At 69.1% G+C, this 24,334-nt stretch carries 2 protein-coding genes (1 of these 2 running past the window's edge); both read left to right on the top strand.

Annotated features, from left to right (window positions below; genetic code table 11):
• Positions 1-23,369, top strand: the 3' portion of a protein-coding gene (locus JJ683_RS01965; protein WP_200170984.1) for a non-ribosomal peptide synthase/polyketide synthase. It extends 10,396 nt beyond the left edge of the window; the window shows 23,369 of its 33,765 coding nt (coding positions 10,397-33,765); its start codon lies beyond the left edge, outside the window; it ends in the stop codon at positions 23,367-23,369.
• The gene (locus JJ683_RS18815; protein WP_200170983.1) at positions 23,366-24,334 is read left to right on the top strand and encodes an alpha/beta hydrolase; all 969 of its coding nucleotides are present in this window, start codon (positions 23,366-23,368) and stop codon (positions 24,332-24,334) included. The genes JJ683_RS01965 and JJ683_RS18815 overlap by 4 nt, the downstream gene beginning before the upstream one ends.

Genomic DNA, 24,334 nt, shown 5'->3' with positions numbered 1-24,334 from the left:
CGATCGCCAACCTCGAGTGGATCGTCCTGGGCGGTGAGCCCATCCGCGAGGCGGCCCGCAGGCCGTTGATCGGCACGCGCACGCGGATGCTGAACACGTACGGCCCCACGGAGACGTCGGACACGACCTCCTGCTTCGAGGTGGACCTCTCCTCCCTGGATGCGGAGGACGGCGATATCCCGATCGGGGATGCCTTCGCCGGTGCGGGGTACCACGTGCTCGATAGTCGGCTGCGACCGGTGCCGGCGGGGGTGACGGGCGAGCTGTACATCAGCGGCATCGTCCTGGGTCGCGGCTACCGCGGGATGTTCGCGATGACGGCGTCCCGATTCGTCGCGAACCCGTTCGGCGAGCCGGGAACGCGTATGTACCGCACGGGCGACTTGGTGCGGCGCCGCCCCGACGGCGAGCTGATGTTCATCGGCCGCAGCGACTTCCAGGTCAAGATCCGCGGCTTGCGCATCGAGCTCGGGGAGATCGAGACGGCGCTGACCGCCGCAGCAGGGGTCATGCAATCGGTCGTCGTGGTGCATGAGGACGATCGCGGCCAGCATCTGGTCGGCTACGTGACGGCCCGCGACGGTGCGTCGGTGGCGGAATCGGACCTGATCTCGCAGCTCGGCGGGCAGTTGCCGGGGTACATGGTGCCGGAGGCCGTCGTGGTGCTCGACGCCATGCCGCTGAACCCCAGCGGCAAGATCGACCGCAAGGCCCTGCCGGCGCCGGTGATGGATGCCGGCGAGAGCCGGTACGTCGCCCCGCGCGGCGTGGCCGAGGAAGTGGTCGCCGGCATCGTGGCCGACGTACTCGGACTGGACCGCGTCAGCGTCGAGGAGTCCTTCTTCGACCTGGGCGGGAACTCGCTGAGCGCCACCCGTGTGACCGCACGCGTGGGCGAGGCGTTCGGCGTCGAAATCGGTATGCGGGACCTCTTCGACGCGCCCACGGTCGCGCTGCTCGCGGACTTCGCGGAACACGCCGAAGGGGAGGGCGCCGCCCGTCCGGCGCTCGTCGCCGCCGAACGCCCCGAGCACCTGCCGTTGTCGATGGCGCAGCAGCGCATGTGGCTGCTCAACCGGTTCGATCCGCAGTCGCCCGCCTACAACATCCCGCTGACCGTGCGGTTCTCCGGATCGCTGGACACCGACGCGTTGGCAGCGGCATTGCGGGACGTGGTCGAGCGCCAGGAGACCCTGCGCACGGTGTTTCCCGGCGCGGACGGCGAGGCCGAGCAGGTGATCCTCCCCGCCGCGCAGGTGAAGATCGACCTCACCCCGGTGGACGTCGACGAAGCGGGGCTCTCGGACGAGCTGCTCGCCATCGCCGCGCGCGGATTCGACCTCACCGCGGATGCGCCGCTGCGTGTCCGGCTGTTCCGGACGTCCCCCACCGAGCACGTGCTCGCCCTGGTTCTGCATCACATCGCCTCCGACGGTGCATCGTCGGCGCCGCTGGCCGGCGACATGATGGCCGCCTACGCGGCCCGCGTGCGCGGCGAGGCCCCGAACCGGCTGCCGCTGGCGGTGCAATACGTCGACTACGCGATCTGGCAGCGCGAGCTTCTGGGCGCGCACGACGACCCGGACGCCCGGGGTGCACGGCAGATCGCCTATTGGTCGCAGACCCTGGGCGGGATTCCGGAGTCGATCGCGCTGCCGACGGACAGGCCGCGGCCGACGACGCGTGATATGCGCGGTGGTGCGGTGATGGCGGTTATCGACCCCCAGATGCATCGCGCGCTGGCGGATCTGGCCCACCGCAACGGCGCTTCGCTGTTCATGGCGCTGCACGGCGCGCTCGCGGTCATGCTCTCCCGCGTGAGCGGCACGCAGGACGTCGCCGTCGGGGCGGCCGTGGCCGGGCGCGGCGAGCCGGCGCTCGAGGACATCGTCGGCATGTTCGTCAACACCCTGGTGCTGCGCACGCATGTGGATCCGGAGCTGGACTTCGCCCGGTTCCTGGGCCGCGTGCGCGAGGCCGACCTGGGCGCGTTCGGCAATGCGGACGTGCCGTTCGAGCGGCTCGTCGAGGCCCTCGACCCGCCGCGTTCCACGGCGCACACCCCGCTGTTCCAGGTGATGATGACCCACCAGGCGGATGCAGTGCCCACCCTGGAGTTCGAGGGGCTGGAGGTCACGCCGGGCGCCGTGGACGTGGAGGTCGCGAAGTTCGACCTCACCTTCGACCTCTCCGAGCGCTGGAATGCGGACGGCACCCCCGGCGGTATCGGCATCCATACCGGGTACGCGACCGACATCTTCGATGCCGGCACAGTCGAATCGCTGATCCAGCGCTACCTGCGGGTGCTCGAGGCGGTCGTGGCGGACGATTCCGCGCGCATCGGGCGGATCGACGTGCTCAGCGCTGCCGAGCGCACCACCCTGGTGCCCGTGCGCGGGGTCTCCGGCGTGGAAGCGCGGACCCTCGCTGCCCTGCTGGCGCGCGCAGTCGAAGCGAACCCGGACGGTATCGCGGTGGAATCCGGCGACAGCCGGGTCACCTACCGGGAACTCGATGAGCGGTCCAACCGACTCGCGCGGGTACTGATCGATCGCGGCGTGGGCGCCGAGACCTTCGTGGCGCTGGGCATCACGCGCTCGGTCGAGTCGATCCTGGGCATCTGGGCCGTCGCGAAGGCGGGCGGCGCGTACGTGCCGATCGACCCCACGTATCCGGCGGAGCGCATCGCGCACATGGTCGCCGATTCCGGCGTGCGGGTGGGTCTGACGGTGTCCGCAGATGCGGACCACTTCCCGCAGGGCGTCGATTGGATCGAACTGGATTCGGAAGCGTGCGCCGAGCGGTGCGCGCGGCAGTTGGCCGCCGCAGTGACCGATGCGGAGCGCAGGGGGGTGGTAGCGCCGGAGAATGCGGCATACGTGATCTATACCTCCGGCACCACGGGGCGGCCGAAGGGCGTCGTCGTCACGCACGGCGGGTTGGCGAACTTCGCGCTCGAGCAGCGCGAGCGTTACGAGGTCACGACGGATTCGCGCACACTGCACTTCGCGTCGCCGAGCTTCGATGCCTCGGTGCTCGAATTGCTGTTGGCGACCGGGGCGGGGGCGACGATGGTCATCGCCCCGACCGACGTGTACGGCGGGACGGACCTGGGCGAATTCCTCCGCGACCGGCGCGTGACGCATGCGTTCATCACGCCTGCGGCGCTCGCATCGGTGGACCCGTCCGGGCTCGACGAGTTCGCGGTGGTGGTCGTGGGCGGCGAGCACTGGGGGGCCGAGCTGGCCGACCGGTGGGGGCCGGGCCGCCACCTGCACAACGGGTACGGGCCTACCGAGGCCACGATCATGACGAATATCTCGGACCCGGTGCGGCCAGGGGACCGCGTGACCATCGGCGGGCCGGTGCGCGGCGTGCGCGAGTTGGTGCTGGACGATCGGCTGCAGCCGGTGCCGGCAGGTGTCGCCGGCGAGCTGTACCTGTCCGGCCCGGGCTTGGCCCGCGGATATCACGACCGCCGCGGGCTGACGGCGGCGCGCTTCGTCGCCGATCCTTACGGTGAGCCGGGCGAGCGGATGTACCGCACCGGTGACGTGGTGCGCTGGACCGCGGACCACGCCGTCGAGTACGTGGGCCGCAGCGACTTCCAGGTCAAGGTGCACGGCTTCCGCATCGAGCTCGGCGAGATCGAGGCCGCGCTGGCCGGGCATGCGGACGTGGAATTCGCGAGCGCGGCGACGGTGGCCGGCCCCTCCGGGGACGAGGTGATCGTCGGTTACGTCCTGCCGGTGGCGGGGCGCTCGATCGACACCGCGGCACTGCGCGAGCACGTGCGCGGGTTCCTGCCCGGCTACATGGTTCCATCGCTGATCACCGTGCTCGACGAAGTGCCGCTCACGCCCGTGGGCAAGCTGGACCGCCGCGCGCTGCCGCGGCCGGAGTTCTTCGCGAGCGCCGAGGACAAGCGGATGCCGCGCACGGAACTGGAGCGGCTCGTCGCGGAGCGCCTGGCCGAGGTGCTGGGTGCGGACGCGATCGGTGTGGACGAGTCCTTCTTCGACCTGGGCGGGAACTCGCTGGTGGCGACGAAGGCGATGGCGCGGATCAACGAGGCTATCGGCGCCGACGCCCCGGTCCGGGTGCTCTTCGAGGCACCGACCGCGGCCGAGCTGGCCCGCAGACTGGAAGAGCTGCGTGGTCGGTCGGCCGAGCGGCCCCCGCTGGTGCCGCAGCAGCGGCCGGAGCGCATCCCGCTGTCGTTGGCGCAGCAGCGGATCTGGTTCCTCAATCGTCTCGACCCGGATTCCGCGGCGTACAACATCCCGCTGGCGCTGAAACTGTCCGGATCTTTGAACGTCGAAGCGCTGCGCGCCGCTCTGCGCGACGTGATCGGCCGGCACGAGTCATTGCGCACCGTATACCCGGATTCCGTCGACGGACCGAGCCAGAAGGTTCTGGATGTCGCGGAGGCCGCGGATTCGGCATTGCCGCTCGAGGATGTCCGCGACGACGCTGAAGCACGGTCGCGCGCTGTCGAACTGGCCTCGGCGGGATTCGATGTGACAAGGCAGCTACCAGTGCGCGCCCGGCTGTACAAGACTGCGGGCGACGAGCACGTGCTGGTCGTCGTCGCGCACCACATCTGCGCCGACGGTTCCTCGATGGCCCCGTTGTCCCGCGATCTCATGATCGCGTACGACGCGCGAACGGGCGGGGAGGCTCCGCATTGGGATCCGCTGGAGATCCAGTACGCGGACTTCGCGCTGTGGCAGCGCGGGCTTCTCGGTTCGGAAGACGATCCGCGCTCCGTCGCGTCCGCGCAGTTGCAATTCTGGCGGGACCGGCTCACGGGATTGCCGGAAGTCCTCGAGCTTCCTGTCGACCGGCCGCGCCCGGCATCGCGGTCGGGAGTCGGCGAAATCGTCGAGTTCCGGGTCGATGCGGAAGTGGTCGGCCGCATCCGCGAGCTCGCGCGCGAGCACGGCGCCACACCGTTCATGATCGTCCACGCTGCGCTGGGTGCCCTGCTGTCGCGGTTGAGCGGTGCGGCGCGGATTCCGATCAGCACGCCGGTTGCCGGGCGGGGCAGCGCCTCTCTCGACGATCTGGTCGGCATGTTCGTCAACACCCTCGTTCTGCGGGCGGACGTTGATCCGACGACGTCGTTCGCAGATCTCGTCGACGCGGTCAAAAGACTGGACCTGGACGCGTTCGACAACGCCGATATTCCCTTCGAACGTGTATTGAACGCGCTCGGCGCGGCGCGGTCGGATTCGTACACTCCGTTCGCGCAGGTGATGCTGAGCTTCCAGAACCTCCAGCAGCCGTCCGTGCGAATGGCCGGGCTGGCGGTCGAAGCCCTCGATGCGAACTTCGGCGAGGTGCAGTCGGATCTCGGTGTGACTCTGGTCGAGCGATTCGATGCGGACGGTTCGGCACGCGGCTGGGACGGTTACCTCGAGTTCGCGACCGACATCTTCGATCGCAGCACGGCGAAACGCTTCGCGGAGCGGCTCGTTTCCGTGCTCCGCGCCGGCACCGCCGAACCGGCCACCGCAGTCGAGGAGATCGACATCCTCACGGCGCAGGAGAAGCCGGGTGCCGTATCGGCTGCACCGCCCGGCTCCCTGTCGTCGCAAGCGGTGTCGGACGACTTGAAGGCGAAGCCGTTGCCGGAGTTGCTGGACACGGCCGCGGCGTTGCGTCCGGGCGATGTCGCAGTCTCGCACAACGGCATCGATGTCACCTACAAGCAGTTGCACGACAAATCAGCGGAACTGGCGACGTCGCTCGCGGGCATGGGGGTCGGTGCCGAGGCGGCAGTGACCGTCGCGCTGACCACGCTTCTGCCGGGGGTCCTCGATGGCGAGGACAGTGCGGATTTCGCGGCCAACTTCGCTAGTCTGCTCGCAGGCCTCGTTGCCGACGCCACCGCCGGCGCGGGCGTCGCGGAGGTTCCGCGTGCGATGGACCGTTTTGTCGCTCAGGTCGGGCGGGCGCCGGAGGCGGTCGCCCTGCATTTCGAGGGAACGGAACTGACCTACCGCGAGTTCGACAGCAGGTCGAACGTCATGGCGCGCCACCTCATTTCGATGGGTGTGGGGCCGGACCGCCCCGTTGCGATCGGGATGCAGCGCAGCCTCGAGGCGATGGTCGCGATTCATGCGGTGCTCAAGGCCGGTGGTACGTATGTGCCGCTGGACCCGGAGCACCCCGCGGAGCGGACCGCCTATGTCATCGAGGCCGCTCGTCCCGTCGTTGTACTGACCCGTCGTGCAGACCGGATCGCGTTGCCGGACGATGCGCAGGTGGTGAAGGTCGACGACTTCGATGCGGCGGGGGTGGGCGACGGGCCGATCACCGATGCCGATCGATTGAGTGTCCTGCGCGGCGACAATGCCGCGTACGTGATCTTCACTTCCGGCTCCACCGGCAGACCCAAGGGGGTCGTGTGCACCTACGCGGGCCTGGACAACCAGATGCAATGGACGGTTGACCAATATCGGTTGACCGAAGAGGACCGCATCGTGCAGAAGGCCCCGTACACCTTCGACGTGGCCATGTGGGAGTGCCTGGCGCCGCTCCTCGTCGGCGCGCGAGTGGTCATCGCACGGCACGGCGGGCACCGTGAGCCGGATTATCTGTCAGATTTGATCAAGACGCAGCGGGTCAGCGTCGTGGAGTTCGTCCCCTCGATGCTTGACGTGTTCATTTCGGGAGAGTTCGGCGACGTCCTGGATTCTGTCCGTTTCGTCGTGGCCGGCGGAGAGGCGCTCTCCCCCGAACTGATCGACCGGTTCCGTGAGACGAGTGACGCCGAACTGGTCAACACCTATGGTCCGACGGAATTCACCGTCACGGCGACGTATTCGCTTTTGGACTATCCGTTCGGTGCGTCCGTGCCGATCGGCGTGCCCTTGCTCAACTCGCAGGGCTACGTGCTCGATTCCCGGCTGCGGGCGGTACCGCAGGGAGTCGCAGGGGAGCTGTATCTTTCAGGGATCCAGCTTGCCCGGGGGTATCAGGGCCGGGCGGATCTGTCCGCCGAGCGATTCGTCGCGGACCCCTTCGGTGCTCCGGGCGAACGCATGTACCGCACGGGCGACCTCGTGCGGTGGAACAACCACGGCGAATTGGAGTTTCTCGGGCGTACCGATTTCCAGGTCAAGATCCGCGGCCTGCGGATCGAGCTCGGAGAGATCGAATCAGCGCTGTTGTCCCGCGACGAGCTGAGCCAGGCTGCGGTGACGGTTCATCAGGGCGTGTCGGGGCAGCGCCTCGTCGGATACGTCGTCGCCGATGCGCCCGTGGACGTCGAATCGCTGATGTCCGCGTGCGCCGCCACGCTGCCGGAATACATGGTGCCGGACACGATCATGCAGCTCGAGGCGATGCCGTTGAACGCGAACGGCAAGCTCGATCGCAAGGCGCTGCCGGACCCGGATCCCGCGATGTTCACGCGCGACTATGTGGCGCCCGAGACGGAGGCGGAGCGGTCCGTCGCGGCGATTTTCGCGGAACTGCTCGGAATTGATCAGGTCAGTGCCGCGGAGCCGTTCTTCGAGCTGGGAGGGGACTCGCTTTCCGCGACGCGGGCGGTGGCGCGGATAAATGCCGTATTCGATGCGGACCTCAGCGTCAGGGAGTTCTTCGACGGGGCCACCGTCTCGGCGATAACGCATCGTCTCGACGGACGGACGAACGCGCACCGGGTGCCGCTCACGGCCCGGCAGCGCCCGGAGCGCATCCCGCTGTCGCTGGCGCAGCAGCGCATGTGGTTCATCAACCAGTTCGACACCGCCTCGGCGGCCTACAACATGCCGCTCGCGGTACGCCTGCGCGGAGCTGTCGATCTCGAGGCCCTGGGTCAGGCGTACCGCGACGTAGTCGCGCGGCACGAAACGCTGCGGACGGTGTACCCGGACTCGGACGGCGAGCCCCGCCAGGTGATCGTCGACGCCTCCGAAGCGTCGGCGGAGCTGCCCGTCGTCGCTTCTGCCGGCGAACAGGACATGATGGCCCGCATGGCGGCCATGGCCGGTGAGGGATTCGATGTCACTCGGTCCGTACCGGTGCGAGTGGCGTGCTTCGAGCTGGGCGCGACCGATCACGTGCTGATGATGGTGGTGCACCACATCTCGGCGGACGGGGCGTCGCTCGCACCGCTGTTCTCGGACCTGATGACCGCGTATGCGGCACGGTCCGCAGGGCAGGTGCCGGCGTGGGAACCGCTGCCGGTCCAGTATGCGGACTTCGCGCTGTGGCAGCGGGACCTGCTCGGCGACGAAGCGGACGCGGAATCTCTGGTGAGGCGGCAGCTGGACTACTGGCACGCTGCTCTAGGAGGGCTTCCGGAATCGATCGAGCTCCCGGCCGACCGCCCGCGACCGCCCGTGCAATCGTTCCGCGGGGCGGGCGTGCCGTTTGCGCTCGACGCTGATCTGCACGGTGCGCTCGCGGAGGTCGCGCGGCGTACCGGCACGACCATGTTCATGGTCATGCACGCGGGTCTTGCAGTCCTGCTCGAACGGCTCAGCGCCCAGCCGGACGTCGCCATCGGCACCCCGGTGGCCGGCCGCAATGACGCACAGCTCGACGAGCTCGTAGGAATGTTCGTCAACACGCTGGTGCTGCGGGCCGCCGTGCACCCCGACGCCTCGTTCAGCGATCTGCTCGCGCAGGTGCGCAAGACCGATCTGGCGGCCATGGGGCACGCGGACGTGCCTTTCGAACGCCTCGTCGAGGTGCTCGACGTGCCGCGCTCCACTGCGCACCAGCCGTTGTTCCAAGTGGCGCTGTCGTTCGACAACAACGAGGCGGTCGATTTCGAGTTCGGCGGGCTGCACATCGCTCCGGTCGAGCCGCCGTTCGCCGTGTCGAAATTCGATCTGCAGCTCAGCGTGCGCGAGCGCTACGACGATGCGGGACGTGGCGCGGGAATCGACGCCGCGTTTGATTACGCCACCGATCTGTTCGACGAAGCCACGGTCCGTGGATTCGCAGACCGGCTGCTGCGGATCCTCGAGGCGGTCGTCGCCGACCCCGACGTCACTGTCGGCGACATCGAAATCCTTTCGGGCCGCGAGCGCGCTGTGCTTGTTGAGGAGCAGGGTGCGAGCGCCTTGCCGTCGCGCACATTGCCGGATCTGTACGCGGACGGCGTCGCTGTCGATGCCGAAGCCGTTGCGGTCGAGGCCGACGGCACCGGGATGACATACCGCGAGCTGGACGAGGATTCGAGCCGGCTCGCACACGTGTTGATCTCCCGCGCGGTGGGGCCGGAGTCGGTGGTCCCGATCGCCATCCCGCGCTCGGCGCACACCGTCGTGGGGATCTGGGCGGTCGAGAAAGCGGGCGGTGCGTACCTTCCGCTCGATCCGAAGCACCCCGTGGAACGCAACGGGGAGATCGTCGCGGACAGCGGTGCCGCCGTCGGGCTGACGCTGCGCGCATACCGGGATGCACTGCCAGACTCGATCGAGTGGATCGTGCTCGACGACACGGCCACCGCTGAACTGCTTGCGCAGTCTCCGAGCGGCCCCATCGACGATGCCGACCGCCTTCGCACGCTGCTCGTCGACCATCCGGCTTACGTGCTGTACACCTCCGGCTCGACGGGAAAGCCGAAGGGTGTCGTGGTGACGCACCGCGGCCTGGCGAATCTGGCGATGGACCTTCGGCATCGTTACGAGGCGAACCCGGGCGCGCGCCTGCTGCAGGTCGCTGCGCCGAACTTCGACACTTCAGTCGGCGAGATGCTCGCGGCGTTCAGCGCGGGTGCCACGTTGGTGGTTTCGCCTCCGGACGTGTTCGGCGGCGACGAGCTCGCGGATTTCATCGCGGCGAACCGGATCACCAACGTCGTACTCACCCCGACGGCCTTGATGACCGTCGACCCGGCGGGCCTCGACACCGTCGGCTCGGTCACCGTCGGTGGCGATGCGTGCCCTCCTGAACTGGTATCCCGCTGGGGCGGCGCACACCGTTTCCACAACGGGTACGGCCCTACGGAGACGTCGGTCCTCGTCACCATCACCGAACCGATGCGGCCCGGCGCGCCGGTCACGATCGGTGCGCCTATGCGCGGCGTCACCGCGCTGGTGCTCGACGAGCGACTGCGGCCCGTGCCGCGGGGCGTGCCCGGCGAGCTGTACATCGCGGGCCCGGGCCTGGCGCGCGGCTACCTCGGACGCAGCGACTTGACCGCGGAACGGTTCGTGGCGAACCCCCATGGGGCTCCGGGATCGCTGATGTACCGCACCGGCGACCTGTCCCGGTGGGGCGACGATCACGTCCTCGAGCATCTCGGGCGTTCGGACCATCAGGTGAAGGTGCGGGGGAACAGGGTCGAACTCGGCGAGATCGACTCGGTGCTGGCCGCCTCCGATGCCGTGGACTTCGCGGTGACCGTCGGCGTCGAGGACCCGTCCGGGCAGACCGCCCTGGTCTCCTACGTGCACGCGGCGAACGGGCACATCGCCGATCCCGCGGATCTCACGGGTGTCGTCGCCCGGTCCCTGCCGTCGTACATGGTGCCGTCGGCGGTGATCGTTCTCGACGAGATTCCGCTGACGCCCATCGGTAAGCTCGACCGCAAGCGGTTGCCTGAGCCGCGCTTGTCGGCATCGTCCGTCGCGGTGTATCGGGCGCCTTCAACGTCGCTGCAGCATACGATCGCCGGCGTCTTCGGCGAGATCCTGGGGCTCGACGAGGTGGGCATCGACGACAGCTTCTTCGATCTGGGCGGAAACTCGCTGATCGCCACCCGCGCCGTCTCGCGCATCCGCGCTGCCACGGACACGCAGGTCGGCGTGCGCGAACTGTTCGAGGCGCCGACGGTGGCGCTGCTCGCCGAGCGTCTCGAGCCGAACATCGGCTCCGGGGCCGGCAGACCCCCGCTGGTGGCCGGGCCGCGTCCGGATCGCCTGCCGCTGTCGCTGGCGCAGAAGCGGATGTGGTTCCTCAACAGGTTCGACCCGGACTCGGCCGCCTACAATATTCCGCTGGCCGTTCGGTTGCAGGGGCGGCTGAACATGGCGGCCCTCGCAGCGGCGGTCGACGACCTGGCGGAACGCCACGAGACGCTGCGGACGGTGTATCCGGACGCCGAGGACGGACCCCACCAGTTGGTGCTGCCGGCCGGAGATGTCTCATTCGATCTCACTGCGCGAGCCGTGGATGAAGACCAGTTGCCCCGCCTCCTCCTGGAGCTGGTCTCCGCGGGGTTCGACGTGACGGCGGCGGTGCCGGTGCGCCTGCGCCTCTTCGAGCTCGGCGAAGACGACCACGTGCTGGCCGCCGTGATCCACCACGTCTCGACCGACGGCGAATCGACGGCGCCGTTCGTCCGCGACCTCGTGTCCGCCTATGTCGCACGGCACGCGGGCACGTCGCCGGAGTTCACCGCGCTGGCGGTCCAATACGCGGACTTCGCACTGTGGCAACGGGACCTGCTCGGCGACGAAGACGACGCAAACAGTCTCGCCGCGGCGCAGATCGCCTTCTGGCGCCACGCGCTCAGCGGCGCGCCGGACGTGCTCGAACTGCCCACGGACCATACGCGTCCGGCGGTTCAGACGTTGCGCGGCGACCGGGTGGATTTCCCAGTGGACCGGCGGATGCACGAGCGCATCGAAGCGCTGGCGAAGCAGCACGGTGCGACGCCGTTCATGGTGGCGCATGCCGCCTTCGCCGTGCTGCTCAGCCGCCTGGCCGACGGCGGGGACATCGTCGTCGGCACGCCGATCGCAGGCCGAGGCGAACCCGAGCTTGACGACATCATCGGCATGTTCGTCAACACCCTGGCGCTGCGTGTGCAAGTGGATCCGGCCGCGTCGTTCGCGGACGTGCTCGGGCTCGTACGCGAGCGTGACCTCGCGGCGTTCGCGCACGCCGACATCCCGTTCGAGAGCTTGGTCGAGGCGCTCAACCCTGCGCGCAGCACTGCGCACCACCCGATCTTCCAGGTGGGTTTCTCGTTCCAGAACACCACGCGCACGGAACTGGAACTTCCGGGCATGACGATCACGCCGCTCGAGGCCGGCGGCGACACGGCGCAGTTCGACCTGCACTTGATCCTGCAGGACGAGTACGACGAATCCGGCGATCCCGCCGGCATCGCGGGCGTTTTCACCTATGCGGAGGACTTGTTCGAGCGGTCGACGGTCGAGCGCATTGCCGAACGATTCGTGCGGCTGTTCGGTGAGCTGCTCGACCGCCCGGGCCACGCTGTAGGCGACGCGGAACTGCTCGAATCGACGGAACGCGCTCGGATCATCGAGCAGTGGAACGACACGTACGTGCCGCTTCCCGCTCGTACATTGCCAGACTTGGTCGACGATGCAGTCACGCGGCACGGAGATGCGACCGCGCTGATCTTCGAAGATGAAGAACTGACGTATGCGCAGTTCGATGCGCGGATCAACCGGCTGGCCCGCTGCCTGATCGACAAGGGCGTTGGTCCCGAGGTCATCGTGGGGCTCGCGATTCCGCGATCGGTGGAATTGCTGGTCGCCATGTACGCCATCGCGAAGACGGGCGGCGTGTATCTGCCTATCGACCCGGACCACCCCGCCGCGCGAAACGAGTACGTTCTCGACAGCGCACGTCCGGCGTTCGTGCTCACGACGGCGGCGGCGGCGTCGCAGCTGCCGGATACGGTCGAGTGCGTTGCGGTGGAACTGCTCGAGGTAGACGGATTCGCTGCGACGCCGATCACCGATAACGAGCGGACTGCGCCGCTGCGGCCGGGCAACACGGCGTACATCATCTACACCTCGGGTTCGACCGGCCGGCCCAAGGGCGTGGCAGTGCCGCACGCGGCCATCTGCAACCAGCTGCTCTGGAAGCAGAACGCCTACCCGCTGAGCTCCGACGACGCCGTGCTCCAGCGCACCCCGTTCACCTTCGACCTGTCGGTCTGGGAGTTCTGGTGGGCGCTCACCAGTGGTGCACGGCTCGTCGTCGCCCGGCCCGACGGGCATGGCGACCCCGAATACCTCGGCGGGCTGATCGAGCGGCACGGGGTGACCGCGGCGCACTTCGTACCTTCGCTGCTCACGGCTTTCATGGCCGTCGTCGAACCGGAACGGGTCGCTTCGCTGCGTCGCGTGCTGTGCATCGGCGAGGCGTTGCCGGCGGAGACGGTGACGCGCTTCCGCGCGTTCTGCGATGCGTCGATGCACAACCTGTACGGACCGACCGAGGCCGCGGTGAGCGTGACCTACCACGAATGCGCGGTAAAGGAGATCGGTTCGGTGCCGATCGGTCGTCCGGAGTGGAACGTTCGCGCGTACGTGCTCGACGCGCGCCTGCAGCCGGTCCCCGCCGGTGTCGCGGGAGACCTGTACCTGGCGGGCACGCAACTGGCCCGCGGGTACTTCGGGCGCGTCGATTTGACTGCCGAAAGTTTCGTGGCCGACCCGTTCGGCGGGCCGGGGGAGCGGATGTACCGCACCGGGGACGTCGCGCGCTGGACGGACGGTGGCGAGCTCGACTATGTGGGACGCGCCGACTTCCAGGTCAAGATCCGCGGATTCCGCATCGAGCTGGGCGAGATCGAAGCCGCGCTGTCGGCGCAGGACGGCGTTGCGCAGACGGCGGTGGTCGTCCACCAGGATGCGCGCACCGGTGCCCGCATCGTCGGCTACGTCGTGGCGGCCCCGGGCGCGGAGCTGGAGTCCAAGCGCGTGCAGGAAGCGGCCGGGCGCAGGCTGCCCGGATATATGGTGCCGTCGGTCGTGATGATGCTCGATGCACTCCCGCTGAGCGTGAACGGGAAGCTGGATCGCAAGGCGCTTCCCTTGCCGGACCTCGATTCCGCGCGGAGCGCGTACGTCGCGCCGCGCACTCCGGTCGAGGAGATCATCGCAGGCGTCTTCGCCGACGTCACCGGCCAGGAGCGAGTCGGGATCGAGGACGACTTCTTCGATCTGGGAGGCAATTCGCTGATCGGTACGCGCGTCATCGCGCGCGTCAACGCGGCGCTCGATGTCTCGATCGGTGTCCGGGAGCTTTTCGAGGCGCCGACGGTATCGCGGCTGGCCGAGCGCGCAGAGCAGAGCACCGGTACGGCGCGGCCGGCGCTCGAGCCTGTGGCGCGACCGGATCGGGTGCCGTTGTCGCTGGCGCAGAAGCGGATGTGGTTCATCAACCAGTTCGACACATCCTCGGCGGCGTACAACATTCCGCTGGTGGTGCGTCTATCCGGGGAGCTCGACGTCGAGGCGTTGCGCTCGGCGGTCGTCGACGTCGTCTCGCGGCATGAGATCCTGCGCACCGTGTACCCGGACGACGGGTCCGGCCCGCGTCAGCGGATTCTGCCGTTGGACGTCGTCGATGGCGCCGCTCTGGCCGTCGACGACGCCGCCGATGAGTCGCACCTTCGCGCACTGGTCGCCGCCGAGGTGGAGCGCGGATTCGACGTCGCGGCGCAGGTTCCCGTGCGCGCGCGTCTGATCCATTTCGGCGACGCGGAGCACATGCTGGTGCTGGTGCTGCACCACATCGCGGGCGACGCGGCCTCGACGGCGCCGTTGGCACGCGATGTGATGACCGCCTATGGAGCCCGCGCCGCGGGGGACGAGCCGATGTGGCGGCCGTTGGCCGTGCAGTACGCCGATTACGCGTTGTGGCAGCGGGAAGTGCTCGGAGACGCGGCGGACACCGATTCGGAGGTCTCCCGCCAGCTCGGCTTCTGGAAGGACGCCCTCGCAGGGCTGCCGGAGGTGCTCGAGCTGCCGACGGACCGGCCGCGCCCGTCGGTGCAGTCGATGCGCGGCGCGCAGTTCGACTTCGTCATCGACACGGACGTGCGCGCCGGCGTGGACGCGCTGGCGCGCGAGCGGGGCGCCTCGTCGTTCATGGTCGTCCACGCCGCACTGGCGGTGTTGCTGTCCCGTTTGAGCGGAAGCGGCGACATCGCCATCGGTTCCGCGATCGAGGGGCGCGGCGAGGCCGCGCTCGACGATCTGGTGGGAATGTTCGTCAACACCCTGGTGCTGCGCACGGCCGTCGATCCGGCCGAATCGTTCGCCGACCTGCTCGGCCGCGTACGTGAGGACGACCTTGCCGCGTTCACACACACGGACGTGCCCTTCGAGCAACTCGTCGACGAACTCGCACCCGAGCGTTCCACGGCGCACTCGCCCCTGTTCCAAGTGGTGCTCGCGTTCCAGAACATCGAACAGGCGCATCTGGAACTGCCCGGTCTGACCGTGTCCGGGGTCGACACCGATGTGGCGGCTGCGAAGTTCGACCTGCAACTGACGATCTCGGATGCTCCCGGCGGTGGACTGGACGCGAACTTCATCTACGCGACCGATCTGTTCGACGAGGGCACGATCCGCAGGTTCGCGCAGATTTTCGAGCGCCTCCTCGCCGGGGCGGTCGGCACGCCGGACACGCCCGTGGGGGATCTGCCCGTGCTCGGCCGCGAGGAGACCGAGAACATGGCTCCGGTGCGTGGACTGCGGCCGGCGCCGCAGGCGACGTTCGCCGAGATCCTGGCGCGGGCGGCATCCCGCGAACCGCGGGCGACTGCGCTCATCGTCGGCGACCGTCACGTGAGCTATGGAGAACTCGACGCGGAATCGACACGGCTCGCACGCGTCATGCTGGGCCAGGGCGTCCGTTCCGGTTCGACGGTGGTGATGGGTCTGCCGCGGTCGTTTGAATCCGTGCTCGGCATCTGGTCGATCGTGAAGACCGGGGCCGCCTTCGTGCCTGTGGACCCCGAGTATCCCGCCGACCGCATAGCGCACATGATCTCGGACTGCGGGGCGAAGGTGGGCGTGACGACGTCGGCGCACCGTGCGCACCTGCCGGACGATGTGACGTGGCTGGTCCTCGACGACCCGACTGTCCGCGCGTTGATCGACGGAGCGGCGACTGATCCCGTGACGGACGTCGATCGCGGCCCGGTGCGCGGTGAAGACGCGGCATACGTGATCTACACCTCCGGATCCACGGGACTTCCGAAGGGCGTCGTCGTGACGCATCGCGGCCTCGAGACCATGGCGACCGAACAACGGGAACGTATGCGTACGACTTCCTCGTCGCGTGTACTGCATTTCGCATCGCCGAGTTTCGATGCGTCGGTGTTCGAGTATCTCTTCGCCTTCGGAGCCTCTGCGACGATCGTGATAGTCCCCACGAGCGTGTTCGGAGGCGAGGAGCTCGCCGAGCTGCTGCGTGCGCACGCGGTGACCCATGCCTTCATCACTCCGGCGGCGCTTGCGTCGATGGAACCGGTCGGACTCGAAAGTCTCGAGGTGCTCAGCGTGGGCGGCGAGGCATGCCCGCCTGAACTCATGGCGAGGTGGGCCCCGGGCCGCGCGATGTTCAACCTGTACGGCCCCACCGAAGACACGGTGTGGTCGACGGCGACCGGCGCGTTGGATCCCGCGCTGCCCGTCACTATCGGCGGACCGGTGCGCGGCGTCGGCCTGCTGGTGCTCGACCAGCGGCTGCAGCCCGTTCCCGTGGGGGTATCGGGAGAGCTGTACATCGCGGGGTCGGGCCTGGCACGCGGGTACCACCAGCGCCAGGGGCAGACTGCCGCGAACTTCGTCGCGAACCCGTTCGGCGGAGCCGGCGAACGGATGTACCGCACCGGGGATCTGGCGCGGTGGATCACCGACGGTGGTGGCGGGCCGGGCGCACTCGAGTACCTCGGGCGTACGGACTTCCAGGTCAAGGTCCGCGGCTTCCGCATCGAGCTCGGTGAGATCGACGCGGCCCTGGGGCGTCACGAGGCCGTCGATTTCGCGATGACCATCGGCTACGAACGCACCGGCGCGACGACGACCTTGGTGTCGTACGTGCATGCCGTCGACGGCGCCGAGATTGACGTACCCGAGCTCGTCGCATTCGTTTCCGGCACGTTGCCGGACTACATGGTGCCGTCGGCTATCACCGTCGTCGACGAGTTCCCGCTCACGCCATCCGGGAAGGTCGATCGCGAGGCGCTGCCGGAGCCGGTGTTCGTCGACTCGTCGGCCGAGTACGTCGCGCCGTCGACGGCGATGGAGCGATCGATCGCCGCGGTGTTCGCGGAGGTGCTGGGGCTCGAGCGCGTGGGCGTGGAGGACTCCTTCTTCGCGCTCGGCGGCGACAGTATCGTGTCGATCCAGCTGGTCACGCGCGCCAAGGAAGCCGGGATCGTCGTCACCGCGCGCGACGTGTTCGAGCGCAAATCCGTCGCCGGCCTCGCTGATATCGCGCAGTGGGCTTCCGACACTGACGCCATCCGCACCCTCGACGAGCTGCCTGGCGGGGCGGTGGGCACGTTCCCGCTCACTCCGATCGCGCAGTGGCTGGTGGGTAACGGCGGCGGCTACGATCGCTTCTCCCAGGCGAGTCTGCTGACGCTGCCGGAGGGCATCGACCGCCCGCGCCTGGTACGCACGCTGCAGGCGGTGCTCGATCGCCACGACATGCTGCGTGCGCGGGTGGAGGCCGACGCAGCGCGGTCCGGTGGCGAGGGAATGCGCTTCGCGGTGCCCGCGCCCGGTGCCGTGTCCGTGGACGATCTCATCGAGTGCATCGAGTTTACCGACGCACCAGGGTCCGACGCCTTCGCGCGGCTGGCCGAAGACGCGCAGGAGGCGGCTGCGGCCCGCCTCGATCCGCGTGGCGGAACGATGGTGCGGTTCGTCTGGTTCGCCCCGGCCGGCGGGCTGGACGCGCACGACGGGAGGCTCCTCGTCCTCGTGCACCACCTCGCGGTGGACGGGGTCTCGTGGCGCCTGATCGTGCCAGACCTCGCCTCGGCGTGGTCGCAGGTCGCCGCCGGCGAAGAACCTGTGCTCGCGCCGGGGGGGACTTCGATGCGACGCTGGGCCCATGCGCTCGAGGAGCAGGCGCGCTCCGGTGGGCGGTCCGCGGAGATGGACCATTGGCGCGCGGTGCTCGGGTACGACGATCCCGCGTTGGGCTCGCGCCGATTCGATCCGGCGATCGACGTAATGGCGACCGTTGAGCGATTCGACGTGTCGTTGTCGGCGGAGACGACCGAGGCGCTGCTGACGGATCTGCCGGCGGCGTTCCGCGGCGGGGCCAACGACGGCCTGCTCGCCGCGCTGGCGCTTGCAGTGGCTGCGTGGCGCGCGCAGAGCGGGCACGGTTCCGATGTCCCGTCGGCATTGATCAACATGGAGGGTCACGGGCGCGAAGAGGACGCCGTACCGGGCGCGGACGTGGGGCGCACCGTCGGCTGGTTCACGAGCATGTACCCGGTGCTGCTCGACCTCACCGGCGTGGACGTCGACGACGCCTACGCGGCCGGGGAAGGCGCGGACGCCGCGGTCAAAGCCGTCAAGGAGCAGCTGCTGGCCGTGCCGGGCCGGGGCGTCGGCTTCGGCATGCTGCGCTACCTCGATGACGACGCGGGCGAGGAGCTGGCGCGGCTCGCGGTGCCGCAGGTGAGCTTCAACTACCTCGGCCGGATGGGCTCGAGTGCAGTGTCGGCGGATCTGTCGGGCGTCGGCTGGCTCCCGGACGGCGAGTCGGCCGCCCTGGGCGGCGCCGCCGACGACGGCATGGCGGCCCCGGCCGTGCTGAGCATCAACGCCGTGACCACGGAGTCGGATGCCGGGCCGGTGTTGCGCGCGAACTTCGCGCATGCGGCCGGGGCGCTCGGCGAGCACGACGCCCGCGCCATCGCCGGGCTGTGGTGCCGGGCCGCCGACGCGCTGGCGCAGCGTGCGCGCGGCGGAAGCGCCGGCGGGCTCACCCCGTCGGACGTGCCGCTCGTGGCGGTCGACCAGCCACGGCTCGAGGTGCTCGAGCGGCAGTACCCGCGCCTGGCCGATGTCTGGTCGCTTGCACCGCTGCAGCTGGGCATGTTCTTCCATGCGCTGCTGGCCGAGCGGGGCCACGACGTCTACACGTCGCAGGTGGTGCTCGAGCTCCAAGGGACGGTCGATGCGTCCGGGTTGCGTGCGGCGGCCGAAGCGCTGGTCGGGCGGCACCCGAATCTGCGCGCGGGCTTCGTCGCCGGCGATTCCGGCGAGGCCGTGCAGGTGATCGTCGACTCGGTCGACCTGCCGTGGGCGGAGATCGATCTGCGATCGGTGGATTCGGACCGACGCGACGAGGAATGCCGCCGGTTGCTGGAGGACAACCGCACGGCCGCGTTCGATATGGCGCGCCCGCCGTTGCTGCGATTCCTGCTGGTCCGCACAGGCGACGAACACTACCGTTTCGCGATCGCCAACCATCACATTCTGCTCGACGGCTGGTCGCTGCCGCTGCTGCTCAAGGACCTGCTGGTGCTCTACGCCGCCGGCGGCGACGCGACAGTGCTCCCGCGGGTGCGGCCGTACCAGGATTACTTGGCGTGGCTCGCCCGGCAGGACGAGCAGGCGTCGATGCGGGCGTGGCGCGAGGCGCTCGACGGGGTCGAGCAGCCGACGCTGATCGCTCCGGACGGCGGCGACGACGGACGCGATCCGCAGGACGTGGCGGTCGATGTGCCCGACACGGTCGCCGATGCCTTGGCCGAGCTGGCACGTGACCGGGGCGTCACGCTCAACACGATCGTGCAGACCGCCTGGGGGTTGCTGCTCGCCAGGATGACCGACAGCTCCGACGTGGTTTTCGGTGCGACGGTGTCCGGACGGCCACCGTCGGTCAACGGCATCGAGTCGATGGTGGGACTGTTCATCAATACCGTGCCGGTACGCGTGCGTCTCGACGAGGTCCGGGGCGAGGCCCTCGTCGACCTGATCGAGCGGGTGCAGGCCCGGCAGGCCGATCTGCTCGATCACCATCACGTGGGGTTGCCGCAGATCCAGCAGGCTGCGGGCGTGGGCGCGCTGTTCGACACGCTGACCGTCTTCGAGTCCTATCCGGTCGACCAGGCGGGGCTCGCCGAGCAGACCGATATCAACGGCATGCGGTTGACGGGCGTGGCGATGCAGGATGCCACCCATTACCCGTTGAGCCTGCTCGCCGAGGCGGATCCGCGCTTGCGGCTGACGGTCAAGCATCTTCCCGGTGCGGTGTCGCCGGATGCCGCCACGGCGATATCCGAGCGGCTCGCGCGCATCCTCGCCACAGTCGCGCACGCACCGCGGACGCGTACGTCGGCAGTGGGGCTGCTCGGTGACGAGGAGCGACGCACCGTCCTCGAGCGGTTCAACCGCACCGAGCGGGACGTGCCGCAGGCGACGCTCGCCGATCTGGTCGATCAGCAGGCGGAGCGGACGCCTGACGCGCCCGCGCTCACGGACGACCACGGATCGGTGTCCTATCGCGATTTCGCGGCACGGGTGCGGCGCTTGGCCCGCCACCTGATCGCCTCAGGCGTCGGCCCGGGCACCACCGTCGCGGTGGGAATGCGCCGCTCGACCCGGATGGTGGTGGCCGTGCACGCGGTGATCGCCGCGGGGGGCGCGTACGTGCCGATGGATCCGGAGCATCCAGCCGACCGCATCGCGCATGTCGTCGCGTCCGCGCGCCCAGTGTGCGTGTTGACGACTTCCGCGGACGCGAGCGTCTTCGAGCAGGCCGGTGCGCAGACCGTACGGCTCGACGAGCTCGAGCTGGGCGGGCTGTCCGCCGATCCGATCCGGCCGGACGAGCGTTCCCGTCCGCTCATGGCGCAGGACGCCGCATACGTGCTGTTCACATCCGGGTCGACGGGGCGTCCGAAGGGCGTCGCGATCGAGCACCGGGCGATCGTCAACCAACTGTCGTGGATGGAAAGCGAGCACGGCTTCTCTGCGGACGACGTGCTGTTGCACAAGACGCCGGCGACCTTCGACGCGTCAGTGTGGGAGCTGCTGCTGCCGCCGGTGGTCGGTGCGCGCTTGGTCGTGCTCGAGCACGACGGGCACCGCGACCCGGCCGGGATGGCGGCCGTGGTGGCCCGTGAATCGGTGACGGCGGTGCAGTTCGTTCCTTCGCTGTTGGCGCTGTTCCTCGACGAGGCCGACGCCGACGCCCTCGCCACGCTCCGGGTGGTCTTCGCCGGCGGCGAGGCACTGACCTCGGCGCTGGTCGAGAGGGTGCGGGCCGTCAGTGCGGCGAGCGTGGTCAACCTGTACGGCCCCACGGAGGTCACGATCAACTCGGTGACCGCGACCGCGCCCGCCGATACGGCGGGCAACACCGCGCCGATCGGCGAGCCGGTGTGGAACACGCGGGCGTACGTGCTCGACGGCCGGCTCGAGCCGGCGCCTATCGGGGCGGTGGGCGAGTTGTATCTCGCCGGTGGGCAATTGGCCCGCGGCTATGCCGCCCGGGCCGATCTGACCGCCGAGCGTTTCGTCGCCGATCCGTTCGCCGGGGCGGGTGCGCGAATGTACCGCACCGGGGACCTGGTGCGGTGGACCCGTGCCGGATCGTTGGAGTACCTCGGGCGTGCCGATTTCCAGGTCAAGGTGCGCGGTCAGCGCGTCGAGCTCGGTGAGATCGAGGCCGTGCTCGCCTCGCACCCGCGCGTGGGCCAAGCGGCGGCCGTCGCCCACGAGGGCGGCGGCTCGGACGGTGCCGAGGGCGCCGCCGCCACACGGCTGGTCGCATACGTGTCCGTCGGCGACGCAACTGTGGACGAGCGGGAGCTGCGGGAATTCGCGGCGCGCGAGCTGCCGGAATACATGGTCCCCGCGCTGGTGATGACGCTGCCGTACCTTCCGCTGAACACCAGCGGCAAGGTCGACCGGCGTGCGCTGCCCAAACCCGTGTTCGCTGCGGGCGCGGAGTACCGGGCGCCGTCCACCGACACCGAGCGCGCGATCGCGGCCGTGTTCGCAGAGGTTCTCGGCACAGACGAGATCGGTGTCGACGATTCCTTCTTCGACCTCGGCGGCGACAGCATCGTGTCGATCCGGCTCGTCTCGCGGGCGCGTGCTGCGGGCGTGCACTTCACTGCGCGCGACGTGTTCGAGCGCAGGACCGTCGCGGGTCTCGCCTCCGTGGCGGCTGCAACCAGTCGGGATATCGGTGTCGCCGAAGAATTGCCCGGCGGCGGAGTCGGCGCGGCTCCGCTGGTGCCCGTGGTGGCGAAGATGGTCGAGCGGGGCGGCGACTTCGATCGTTTCACCATGCCGATGGTGCTCACGCTTCCGGCAGGGATCAGCGAGACGCACGTGGTCGAGACCCTGCAGGCCGTGGTCGACACGCACGACATGCTGCGCGCGGTACTCCTCGATGAGGACGGCGACCCCTCCCTGTACGTGCGGCCCGTCGGGGGGCTCGATGTCCGGGATGTCCTCCGCAAGGTCGAGTTGACCGGTAGGCAGTATCCGGGCAGCGCCGGTTACGCACGGGTGGCCGGGGATGAGTTCACACGCGCACTGAACCGGTTGGACACGGCTGCTGGAACGCTGCTGCAGTGCGTGTGGTTGGTGCCCGACGACCCGGAAACGGCGGGCCGGCTCGTCATCGTCCCGCACCATCTACTCGTCGATTCCGTATCGTGGCGGATCCTTGTTCAGGATTTCGCCATAGCAGGCGCGCAGGTCGCGCACGGGCAGGCGGCGGAGTTGCAGCCGGTCGGCACCTCGATGCGCGCCTGGTCGCACCGGCTCGTCGAGGCGGCGCAGGACCCGGAGCGCGAACGGGAACTGGAGTTCTGGCGTCGCACCCTCGCGGGCGCGGATCCCTTGCTGGGTCGGCGGCCGTTGGATCTGAGCCGCGACCTGGTCGAATCGTTGCAGCGTACTGAAGTGCGCCTGAGTACTGCTGTCACTCGCGGGCTGCTCGATTCGGCGCGGAACGTGTTCGGGACCGACCCGGGGCGGCTGGCGACGGCCGCACTGTCTGCTGCGCTTGTGCAGTGGCGTCGCCACCGCGGTATAGAAGAACCTTCCGCATTGATGACGCTGGAGGGGCATGGGCGTGACGAGGCGGCTGTGCCGGGTGCGGATCTGTCCCGAACGGTCGGATGGTTCACGGCGATGTACCCGGCCCGCGTCGACCTGTCCGAGGTGGACGTGGACGAGGTCTTCTCCGGCAGTACGGGACGCAAGGCCGACGCCACGGTGAAGTTGGTCGAGAAGACCGCCGAGCAACTCGAGTGTGTGCCGGGGTCAGGTATCGGGTATGGGCTTTTGCGGTATCTCAACCCCCGCACGGCTCCGGAGCTTCAGCAGCATGGTGAGCCTCAGGTGGTTTTCAACTACATCGGCAGCGTGGAATCCTCGGAGATTCCAGAGGAGGTGCGCGGCCTGGGCTGGCTTCCGGATTTCGAGGACAACGATCTCGGGGTGGACAACCCCAGCCGGATGCCGGCGCAGGCGGTAGTGGACATCCAGTCGATGATCGCCGAAACCGCGGAGGGTCCCGAGTACCTCGCTTACGTGTCGGTGGCCCCCGGGGTACTCGATGAGAGCGAGGCCGGTGAGCTGCTCGGCCTGTGGCAGCAGGCGCTTTCGGCGATCGCGGAGGCCGGCGCCCGGTGAATGCGGAGCGGGCGGACGTCCCGGACGGTGTGGTCGGCTCCGGCGCGCGCAAGGTGTGGGCTGCGCGGTGGCCGAGCGTGCCGATGCGTCTGTCCACCTGGTGGCTGCGGCGAGCCGACCGGGCATTGACCCTGGATGAGGCGTTGCGCAGGCGCGACGAGGCGCAGGCCAGGGGAGGCGCGCCACCGCCGCGCTCGACGCTTCGGCGCTGCCGCGTGGACATGGAGCAATGGGGCGGGCTTCCCGTGTACACCGTGACGGTGCGGGGGCGCACGTCCCCTGCGCGGACGGTGATTTTCCTGCATGGCGGCGGATTCACCACGCCGCTGCAGCCGCAGCAGTGGATGCTGGTGTCCGCGCTGGCGCGCAACGGGGACGTTCGGGTGCTGGTGCCTACGTACACGCTTGCTCCGAGTGGTACGCATCCGGAGGCACTGGAGCGGATGCTGCAGTTGTACCGACGCGTGCTCGAGGACTGCGACGCGGCGGATGTGGTGCTGGCGGGGGAATCGTCGGGCGGGGGCATGGCCTACGCCCTGGCGCAAGCGATCCGCGACGGTGGGATCGCCGCGCCCGCGAACCTGCTGCTGTTCTCCCCGTGGCTGGATCTCGAGCTGGACAACCCCGAGATCAAGGACGTGGCCGGCAAGGATCCGATTCTGGACGTGGAAGTGCTGCGCCACCTGGGGCGCGAGTGGACGGCCTCTGCGGGGCGGTGCGGGGTGGGGGCGAGTCCTATCGACGGAGACTTGCTGGGGCTCCCTCCCGTCGACGTGTTCATCGGTACGCACGAGGTGTTCATCGCGGACTGCCGGCGTCTGAGCGAACTGGCACGGCGGCTGGACGTCGACGTGCGCGTGCATGAATACCGCGGTGGGTTCCATACGTTCATGTACTTGTCGTGGCTGCCGGAGACCTGGCACGTCATGCACATCGTGCGCCGGAGGCTGCGCCGGGCGCAGTGA

It is taken from the genome of Tomitella cavernea, from assembly GCF_016599145.1.
Classification (GTDB): domain Bacteria; phylum Actinomycetota; class Actinomycetes; order Mycobacteriales; family Mycobacteriaceae; genus Tomitella; species Tomitella cavernae.
The sequence above is the reverse complement of the archived record's forward strand: the minus strand, read 5'-3'. Positions and strand labels throughout refer to the sequence as shown.